General features: G+C 69.5%; 7 protein-coding genes, 1 tRNA gene and 1 pseudogene. 5 read left to right on the top strand and 4 right to left on the bottom strand.

The features are described 5' to 3' along the window. Positions 1-30 precede the first annotated feature (30 nt). A tRNA-Ala gene (locus K8V84_RS06395) sits at positions 31-103 on the top strand. Positions 104-363: 260 nt separating this feature from the next. Here K8V84_RS06395 and K8V84_RS06390 read toward each other — a convergent pair. Next, a complete protein-coding gene (locus K8V84_RS06390; RefSeq protein WP_304071672.1) occupies positions 364-2001 on the bottom strand; it encodes an alpha-amylase family glycosyl hydrolase in 1638 nt (545 codons plus the stop codon). A gap of 32 nt (positions 2002-2033) precedes the next feature. Beyond that, a complete protein-coding gene (locus K8V84_RS06385) occupies positions 2034-3053 on the bottom strand; it encodes a LacI family DNA-binding transcriptional regulator (protein WP_304071669.1) in 1020 nt (339 codons plus the stop codon). Positions 3054-3275: 222 nt separating this feature from the next. On the opposite strand from K8V84_RS06385, the gene K8V84_RS06380 reads away from it, so the two are divergent. The 3 genes from K8V84_RS06380 (at position 3276) to K8V84_RS06370 (ending at position 6416) form a co-directional block, all read left to right on the top strand. Beyond that, on the top strand, positions 3276-4583 hold the full coding sequence (locus tag K8V84_RS06380; RefSeq protein ID WP_304071667.1) for an ABC transporter substrate-binding protein: 1308 nt from the start codon (positions 3276-3278) through the stop codon (positions 4581-4583). Positions 4584-4668: 85 nt separating this feature from the next. Beyond that, entirely contained in the window at positions 4669-5517 is an 849-nt protein-coding gene (locus K8V84_RS06375) for a sugar ABC transporter permease (protein ID WP_304071674.1), read from the top strand. Next, a complete protein-coding gene (locus K8V84_RS06370; RefSeq protein WP_304071665.1) occupies positions 5514-6416 on the top strand; it encodes a carbohydrate ABC transporter permease in 903 nt (300 codons plus the stop codon). The genes K8V84_RS06375 and K8V84_RS06370 overlap by 4 nt, the downstream gene beginning before the upstream one ends. Before the next feature lie 73 nt (positions 6417-6489). On the opposite strand, the gene K8V84_RS06365 is transcribed toward K8V84_RS06370, so the two are convergent. Further along, positions 6490-7041, bottom strand: a complete 552-nt coding sequence (locus tag K8V84_RS06365; RefSeq protein ID WP_304071664.1) for a TetR/AcrR family transcriptional regulator — start codon at positions 7039-7041, stop codon at positions 6490-6492. Between the two features lie 77 nt (positions 7042-7118). On the opposite strand from K8V84_RS06365, the gene K8V84_RS06360 reads away from it, so the two are divergent. Beyond that, positions 7119-8150, top strand: a complete 1032-nt coding sequence (locus K8V84_RS06360) for an FAD-dependent monooxygenase (RefSeq protein WP_304071662.1) — start codon at positions 7119-7121, stop codon at positions 8148-8150. On the opposite strand, the pseudogene K8V84_RS06355 reads toward K8V84_RS06360, so the two are convergent. Further along, positions 8107-8500, bottom strand: a pseudogene (locus K8V84_RS06355) (hypothetical protein); the annotation flags it as partial. The gene K8V84_RS06360 and the pseudogene K8V84_RS06355 overlap by 44 nt on opposite strands.

Genomic DNA, 8500 nt, shown 5'->3' with positions numbered 1-8500 from the left:
AAAGGGCGAAGCCCCGACGACTCCCGATAAGGGGCTATGGCGCAGTCGGTAGCGCGCCTCCATGGCATGGAGGAGGTCTGGGGTTCGAATCCCCATAGCTCCACTTGAATCCGAGACGATTCCGCTCGGTGGCCTTCGGCCGCCTTGCCGGGTCGTCTCGTCGTTTTTTTCGGAGGCGCCCCGAGTCCCTGGTTGTGTTCGAGACGGCTCTGCTCGGTGGCCTTCGGCCGCCTTGCCGGATCGTCTCCGCGGTGTCCGTCGGTTCCTGCTCCGGCGACCCGTGCCGCCTGTTCAGGTCGGTCCTACCCGGTCTCCACCGAGGGCCCCGAAGAGCCGGCCGAGGCCTTTCGGGGCCCAGGCCCGTCAACGCGCCGCCGCTGTCGATCCCTGGACGGCACGCATCCACACCGCGGCGTCACCGGGTAGGTCGGTGGTCACGTCGGTGCTGGACAGCAGCACTTCGCCGGCGGGCAGCCGCACGGGTTCGGGGCCGGTGTTCACCAGCACCAGCACCTCACCCCGACGGAACGCCACCACCGGGCCCCGATTCAGGGAGTCGTCCCACACCAGGACCTCGTCGCCGGAGAAGGTCCGGCGCAGTCGCAGCGCGTTCCGGTACAGCCACAGCGTCGAGTCCCGGTCCTCCTCCTGGACCTGGGCCGAGTACTCGCCCCACCAGTCGGGTTGGGGGAGCCAGGAACCTGCCGGGCCGAACCCGAACGAGGCGCCCTCCCGGGTCCACGGCAGCGGGACCCGACAGCCGTCCCGGCCCTTGTCGGTGTGCCCGCTGCCCCGCCACCGGGGGTCCTCCAGCGCGTCGGTCGGTAGATCCGCGACCTCGGGCAACCCCAACTCCTCGCCCTGGTAGACGTAGGCCGACCCCGGCAGGGCCAGGGTGAGCAGTGCCGCCGCGCGGGCGCGTGCCCGGCCCAGGGCGTGGTCGGGTTCGGGGTCGCGGCCGTCCGACAGCAGCCATCGGCGCGGATCGGTGCCCGCCGGCAACCCCAGCAGGGAGGGTTTGCGCACCACGTCGTGGTTGCCGGTCACCCACGTGGGGACGGTGCCCACCCTGGTGGCGTCGGCGATGGAGGAGGCGATCACCTTGCGGTAGGCCTCCGCGTCCCAGGGGGCCATGAGGTACTCGAAGTTGAACGCCTGGTCGAGCTCGTCGGGCCGGGTGTAGCGCACCCGACGCTCCCCGGGCAGCCACACCTCGGCGACGGTGGCGCGCGGTGGGTCGTAGGCGGACAGCACGTCGTTCCAATCCCGGTAGACCTCGTGCACCCGGGGTCGGTCCAGGAACGGGTGGTCGGGGTTGGCGGCGATGTCCTCGAACCGGCCACCGTCCACCAGGATCAGGTCGCGCAGTGGCTCCAGGTCCTTGACCAGGGCGTAGGCCACGTCGATGCGGAAACCGTCCACGCCGCGATCGCTCCAGAACCGCAGGATGTCCCGGAACTCCTCACGAACCCGCTCGTCGTCCCAGTTCAGGTCCGGTTGTTCGGGGGCGAACATGTGCAGGTACCACTGCCCGTCCCGAACCCGGGTCCACGCGGGCCCGCCGAAGGTGGAGCGCCAGTTCGTGGGCGGCTCGGAGCCGTCGGGACCGCGCCCGTCCCGGAACACGTACAGGTCCCGTTCCGGAGCGTGCGGGGAGGCCAGCGCCGCCCTGAACCACGGGTGCTCCTCGGAGGTGTGGTTGGGCACGATGTCGATCATCACCCGCAGGTCGCGGGTGTGCGCGGCCTCGACCATGGTGTCGAAGTCGGCGAGTGTGCCGAGCAGGGGATCGACGTCGCGGAAGTCGGACACGTCGTAACCGCCGTCGGCCCAGGGGGAGCGGTAGAACGGCGACAGCCAGATCCCGTCGGCGCCCAGCTCCGCCACGTGGTCCAGCCGGTCGGTGATCCCGCGCAGGTCGCCCACCCCGTCACCGTCGGAGTCGGCGAGGCTGCGCGGGTAGACCTGGTAGAGGACGGCGTCGCGCCACCACGGTCGCATGTTCTCTCCTTCTGACTTGGTCGGTCGGCCGGTCAGGACGGTCCCTCGCTCCGCAGCGGGGCCGAGGTGGACTGTCGGAGGATGAGTCGTGTGGGCATCTCCACGTGCCGGTCCGGTGGGGCCTCGCCGGCGAGGATGTCCACGGTGAGGTCGGCGGCGGCCGCTCCGATCGCGCGGGGCGACTGGTCGACCGTGGTCAGGTCCAGGACCGCGGCGGCCTCGTGGTCGTCGAAGCCCATGAGCGAGATCGCCCCGGGCACGGAGATACCGGACCGGCGCAGTGTGCGGTGCGCGCCCATGGCGATGTCGTCGAACTCGGCGAGGACGGCGGTGGGCGGCCGGTGGTCGGAGAGCAGTTCCCCCATGGCGAGTTCGCCGCCCCGACGACCGGGTGTGCTCAGCACGCTCCACTCGGCGAGTCCGGCCTCGACCATCGCGCCCTGGAAGCCCTCCAGCCGGTCCCGTGAGCTCAGGCTGCGCCATGAACCACCCTCGGAACCGATGTAGGCCACGCGGGTGTGGCCGAGGTTGAGCAGGTGTCGTGTGGCCTTGGCGGCCCCCTGCCGGTCGTCGATGAACACCCCGGCCCGGCCGGGAACGCACTGTCCGGTGAGCACGAGGGGAACGCCGATGTCGTCCAGACGCCCGCACTCCTCGGCCGACAGGTCCATGGCCACCGTGATGACCGCGTCGCTGTTGCGCCTCAGTGGCAGAGAACTCGTCCAGCCGCGCTGTCCGCGCATCTCGCCCACCTGGTACACGAGCATGTCCAGGCCGGCGCGCTGCAGGCCGTCGCTGATGCCTGCCAGGACGGATCCGAAGAACCACGGCTGTAGGAACGGGACGACCACCGCCACCCGGCCGGTACGTCCGGTGACCAGCCCTGAGGCGTTGCGCGAGACCACGTAGGAGAGTTCGTCGGCCGCTTCCTGTACGCGTTCGCGGACGGCGGGGGCGACCCCCGGGACTGCGCGCATCACACGCGAGACCGTGGACAGTGAGACCCCTGCGCGTCGTGCGACGTCCCGCATGCTCGGGGGGTGTTTGCTCATGCCTCCACGGTAAGAGCGATCATCCGCTATGGCAACGTTTTCAACAGATTCACCTGCACTATCACCGCTATCGCCACCTGATATGTACACGTATCAAGGAAGTCTGTTGACTAGATCACATATTCGATGGCATCGTTTTCAGACAACCGAACCGGGCGCTGTCCCGACACCTAGACGCCGTGTCTCCCACATCTCCCGCGGAGGCGCGCAAAGGAGAGAGACATGTCAGCACTTCCATGGCACCGGAGGTACACATGGCGAGCGGGTGGTGCCGCCCTTGCGACCCTGGTCCTGACCCTGGCCACCGCCTGTGGAGAACCCCCCGGTCAGGAGTCCGACGCCGAGGGTGAGAGCGCCGGACTGGCCGACGATCCCCGGTTCGTGTGGGCGGTCACCGGCGCCGACCGGCACATCCACGAGGACGTGGCCCGCCTGTGGAACGAGAAGAACCCCGATCAGCAGGTCGAGATCTTCTTCCTCGCCCCCACCGCCGACGAACAGCGCCAGGCCATGTTCCAGGACCTGCAGGCCCAGGCCGGCGAGTTCGACGTGCTCGGCCTCGACGTCATCTGGACCGGGGAGTTCGCCGACTTCGGCTACATCGAGAGCCTGGAGGACATGCGCGGCGACATCGAGGACGTGAGCCTGCCCGGAGCCATCGACAGCGCGCAGTGGCAGCAGGAGCTCTACGCCCTGCCGTACTCCTCCAACGGAGCCTTCCTCTACTACCGCACCGACCTCATCGACGAGCCGCCCACGACCTGGGACGAGCTCTACGAGACCGGCATGGCGGCCGCCGAGGAGGAGGGCATCTCGCCCTTCGTCGGTCAGGGCGACCAGTACGAGGGATTCGTCGTCACCTACCTGGAGATGTTCTGGTCCGCGGGGGGCGAACTCTTCGACGAGTCCCAGGAGAACTCCACGTTCCTGGAGGGGGACGCGGCCCAGACCGCCCTGGACTTCATGATCGAAGGGCAGGAGAACGGCTTCTTCGCCGAAGGCTTCGACTCGATGGTGGAGGATGACGCCCGCGCCCTCTTCCAGTCCGGTGAGGCCGTCTACATGCGCAACTGGCCCTACGCCGTCCCGCTCCTGGAGGGCGAGGAGGACGAGGAGAGCGCGGTCGCCGGGGACTTCGCGGTGGCGCCGCTGCCCTCCTTCACCGGTGAGGGAGGCACCAGCGCCCTGGGCGGGCTCAACAACGCCGTCAGCAGCCTGAGCGAGAACAAGGAGTTGGCGAGCGAGTTCGTGCTCTGGGCCGCCACCGACCCCGAGGCGCAGGCCGTCCTCGCCGACAACAGCCTCCCGCCGACCATGGTCGACGCCTATGAGGACGCCGAAGACCCCAACTTCGAGATGCTCGGCGACATCCTCGCCCAAGCGCAGGCCCGCCCGCCGGTGCCCGGGTACAACTCGTTGTCCCTGGAGATCCAGGACAACCTGCACCCGGCCTTCCTCGGCCAGGAGGACCCGCAGACCGCGCTGCAGGCCGTGGACACCGCCGCCGGCAACGCCCTCGAGGGAGAGTAGAGGAGCGATGTCCGATTCCACGGATGTCGCCCCCGACGTCGCCAAGGCCGTGCGCCGGCGCGCCCATGGACTGGGGGAACGGGCGATAGGGCGGATCTTCCTCGCCCCGTCGATCGCCTTCATGGCGCTGATCGCGCTCTTCCCGGTGTTCTACGCCATCTGGATGAGCCTGTACGACATCCGGGGGTTCAACCGAGAGCCCGTGGGCGTCGAGAACTACGTTCGCGCCCTGACCGACCCCGGTTTCTGGAACGCCGCGCAGAACACCTTGATCTTCACGGTGGCCTCGGTGTCCCTGGAGTTCGTCGTCGGGATGGCGTTCGCGCTCATCATGCACCAGGCCTTCGTCGGCCGCGGGCTGACCCGAGCGGTCATCCTGGTGCCGTGGGTGATTCCGACCGCGGTCGCGGCCCAGGTGTGGCGGTACATGTTCGACCACAACCCCGGGTTCGTGAACGCGGTGCTGGGCACCGACATCAACTGGCTCCGGGACCCGGCGTGGTCGATGGTCGGCATCATCAGCGCGGACGTGTGGAAGACCGCACCGTTCGTGGCGTTGCTGCTCCTGGCCGGGTTGCAGACCATCCCGAAGGACTACTACGAAGCCGCCAAGATGGACGGTGCCAACGTGTTCCAGCGGTTCTGGACCATCACGTTGCCCCTGCTGCGACCGGCGATCGTGGTGGCGCTGCTGTTTCGCACGGTGGACGCGCTGCGCATGTTCGACTTCGCGTACGTGTTCTCCGGGTACTCGAACTCGCTGGCGACCCTGTCGGTGTACGCGCAGCGGTTCCTGGTCGCCGAACCACAACCGGGCTACGCCAACGCGCTGTCCACGGTCACGTTCGTCATCGTCATGCTCGTCGGCCTGACCTTCATCAGTCGGATGGGCCGCCACATGGTCGGTGACGTGGGGCGGAAGGAGAAGCGATGAGCGTCGTACAGAGCCAGGGGGCGACCCGCGCGGCCCACCGTCCCAAACGAGGCACCCCGCCGGCGGTGTCCGGCGCGCTCAAGCTGTTGGGTCTGCTGGTGGTGCTGACCTGGTGCCTGTTCCCGTTCCTGTGGATGGGGATGACCAGCCTGCGCACGGGATCGGTGGCGTTGACCGACCCGAACATCCTCAGCGGACCGTTCAGCCTCGGCAACTACCAGGAGGTCGTGAACCAGGGCTTCCTGTTCCCGCTGCGCAACTCGCTGATCGTGGCGTCGGTGACCACGCTGATCTGCATCCCGGTGGCCTCGCTCGCCGGGTACGCGCTGGCCCGGCTCCCGCTGGCCGGCAAGTTCGCGCTGTTGGCGGCCACGCTGGTGGCGACCCTGTTCCCACCGGTGGCCCTGGTCAACCCGCTGTACCAGATGTACCTGCAGCTCAACGAATGGTCCGGGATCAACCTGCTCAACTCCTACGCGGGCATGATCATCCCGTACGTGGCGTTGACCCTGCCACTGTCCATCTTCATCCTGACGACGTTCTTCGCGGGCATTCCCAAGGAGATCGAGGAGTCGGCCAAGGTCGATGGGGCCACGCCGTTCCAGGCGTTCTTGAGGGTGGTGGCGCCGTTGGCCGCGCCGGGCGTGGGGGCGGCGTCCATCCTCACGTTCGTCTACGCCACCAACGAGTTCCTGCTCGCCTTCTCGTTCGCCCCGCGAGACCTGAACGTGCAGACCGTCCCGGTGTTCGTGGGCACCTTCGAGAGGGTCGGCTACGAGAACCCGATCGGCCAGATCATGGCCGCCTCGGTGCTGGTGTCCGTCCCGCTCATCGTCTTCGCGCTCGTCCTGCAGCGCAGGATCGTGGCGGGATTGACCTCGGGGGCGGTGAAGGGCTGAGGCCGGGTCCGTTCGAACGACCGGTGCCCCGGGGGTCTCGTGTGGACCCGTCGGGGCGCCGTCGTGTGCGGGGTCAGGGGGACAGACAGGCGCGGGTCACGCGCAGGAGCTGCCCGCGCGGTTCCACCGCCTCGGGCCGCAGCAGTGCGTGCATGATGAGCCCGTCGGCGTAGGCCAGCAGGGTACGGGCGGCGGTGCGCGGCGCGGCGGCCCCCAGGTCGGTGAGGATCTCGACGACCAGGGTCCGGAGCAGGTCGTGCCCGCGGTTGAGGGAGGCGCGCACCTCCAGGTTGTGGGTGGCCTCCATCGACAGGGTGTAGCGGGCCACGGTCCGCCTCCGATGTGTGGTGGTCATCTCCGAGACGAACAGTGCCAGGGTGTCCACCAGGCCTTCGACGGTGCTCACCTCCAGGCCGTTCAGATCGGCCCAGTCCCCTCGGTCGAGTTCCTCCAGACGCTCCACGACCCCGCGCACGAGGGCGTCGCGGGTGCGGAAGTGGTTGGAGGTCGAACCCTTGGGCAGGCCGGCCTCGACGTCCACCTTGCCGTGGGTGAGGGCGTGCAGACCACGGGTCCCCAACAGTTCGATGGCGGCGTCGAGGGCACGGGCTCTTGTCCGGGACATGGCGACATACTACATTCGTAGTGAGGGGTTACTACGATCGTAGTGACCATGGGCCTCGAACGGACGGGGTGAGACCGATGCGCGCGACGGCGCTGGTGGTGGGCGGAGGGATCGCCGGGCTCGCGGTCGCCCGTGGACTGCTCGACGGCGGCTGGGAGGTGGAGGTGCGCGAGAGACTCGCCGGCCCGCCCGACATCGGCGGCGCCCTCGGCGTGTGGCCGGGCGCCATGGCCGCCCTGGACCGGCTCGGCCTGGCCGAGGAGGTCCGTGCCCGCGCCGAGTACCGGTCCGCGATGAGACTACGCCGCCCCGACGGCCGCGTGCTGATCGGCGCCCAGGGACGCGGTGGCCACCTGGTGTCCCGGTCCGCACTGCTCGACCTGCTGGTGACGGCGCTCCCAGATGGAACCGTGCGGTGGAACACCCCCGTGACGGTCGCCGACCTCGCCCCCGGCCGGGGCCACGACCTGGTGATCGGCGCCGACGGGATCCACAGCCTCGTCCGACGCACCGCCTTCTCCCACGCGAGCCCGCCGCGCCCGCTCGGCTCCGTCGCCTACCGGGGAACACGGCCCGGCGGGGTGGAGCAGGTGACCGAGGTCTGGGGCGGGCGCCGCATCTTCGGCATCACCCCGCTCGACGCCCACACCACCAACTGGTACGCGGCCCTGGACCGGCGCCTGCTCACGGAGGCCGAACTCGCCTCACGCGATCCGGCCGTCCACGCCGCGGTCCTGCGCCGTGAGTACGGCGGTTGGTACCCCGACGTCGCGCGGATCGTGTCCACCGTCGAGACCCACGGCGTGGACCGAAGGGCCCTGTACGACCTGCCGGCGTTCGGCCGCTACGCCAAGGGGCGCCACGCGCTCATCGGGGACGCCGCCCACGCCATGGCCCCCAACCTCGGCAGGGGCGCCTGCGAGTCCCTCATCGACGCCGCGGCCCTGAGTCGGGCCCTGACGGAGGAACCCTCGCTCGGGCGGGCGCTGGCCCGCTACGACCGCGCTCGCCGAGGACCCACCCGCCGGATCGTGGCCGCCTCCCGGATGGTGAACCGGATCGCCGTCACGACCGGGGCGCCGCGTGTGCGTCGGGGCACCGCACGGTGACTCGGTTCGGGGACGCTCCGGCGGCCACCCGCCCGTCGGGGCCGGATCGCTCACGGCCGCGTTCCTCGGTCTGCGCGATGTGCAGGGCCGCGACCAGATCCTGGTACAAGGTGTCCCGTTCCAACAATTCCCGGTGCGTGCCCTGGGCGCGGATCCGGCCGTCCTCCAGAAGAAGGATGCGGTCGGCGTGGATGACCGTGGACAGTCGGTGCGCGATGGTCACCACGGCGCCACGGTCGGCCTGACGGCGGACGCTCTCGGTGATGGCGGCCTCGGTGATCGCGTCCACCTGAGAGGTCGCCTCGTCCAACAGCAGTACGTCCGGGGAACCCAACAGGGCCCTGGCCAGG

The sequence above is a fragment of the Nocardiopsis listeri genome (assembly GCF_020741345.1).
Taxonomy (GTDB): domain Bacteria; phylum Actinomycetota; class Actinomycetes; order Streptosporangiales; family Streptosporangiaceae; genus Nocardiopsis; species Nocardiopsis listeri_A.
This window is presented reverse-complemented; position numbering and strand designations above follow the sequence as displayed.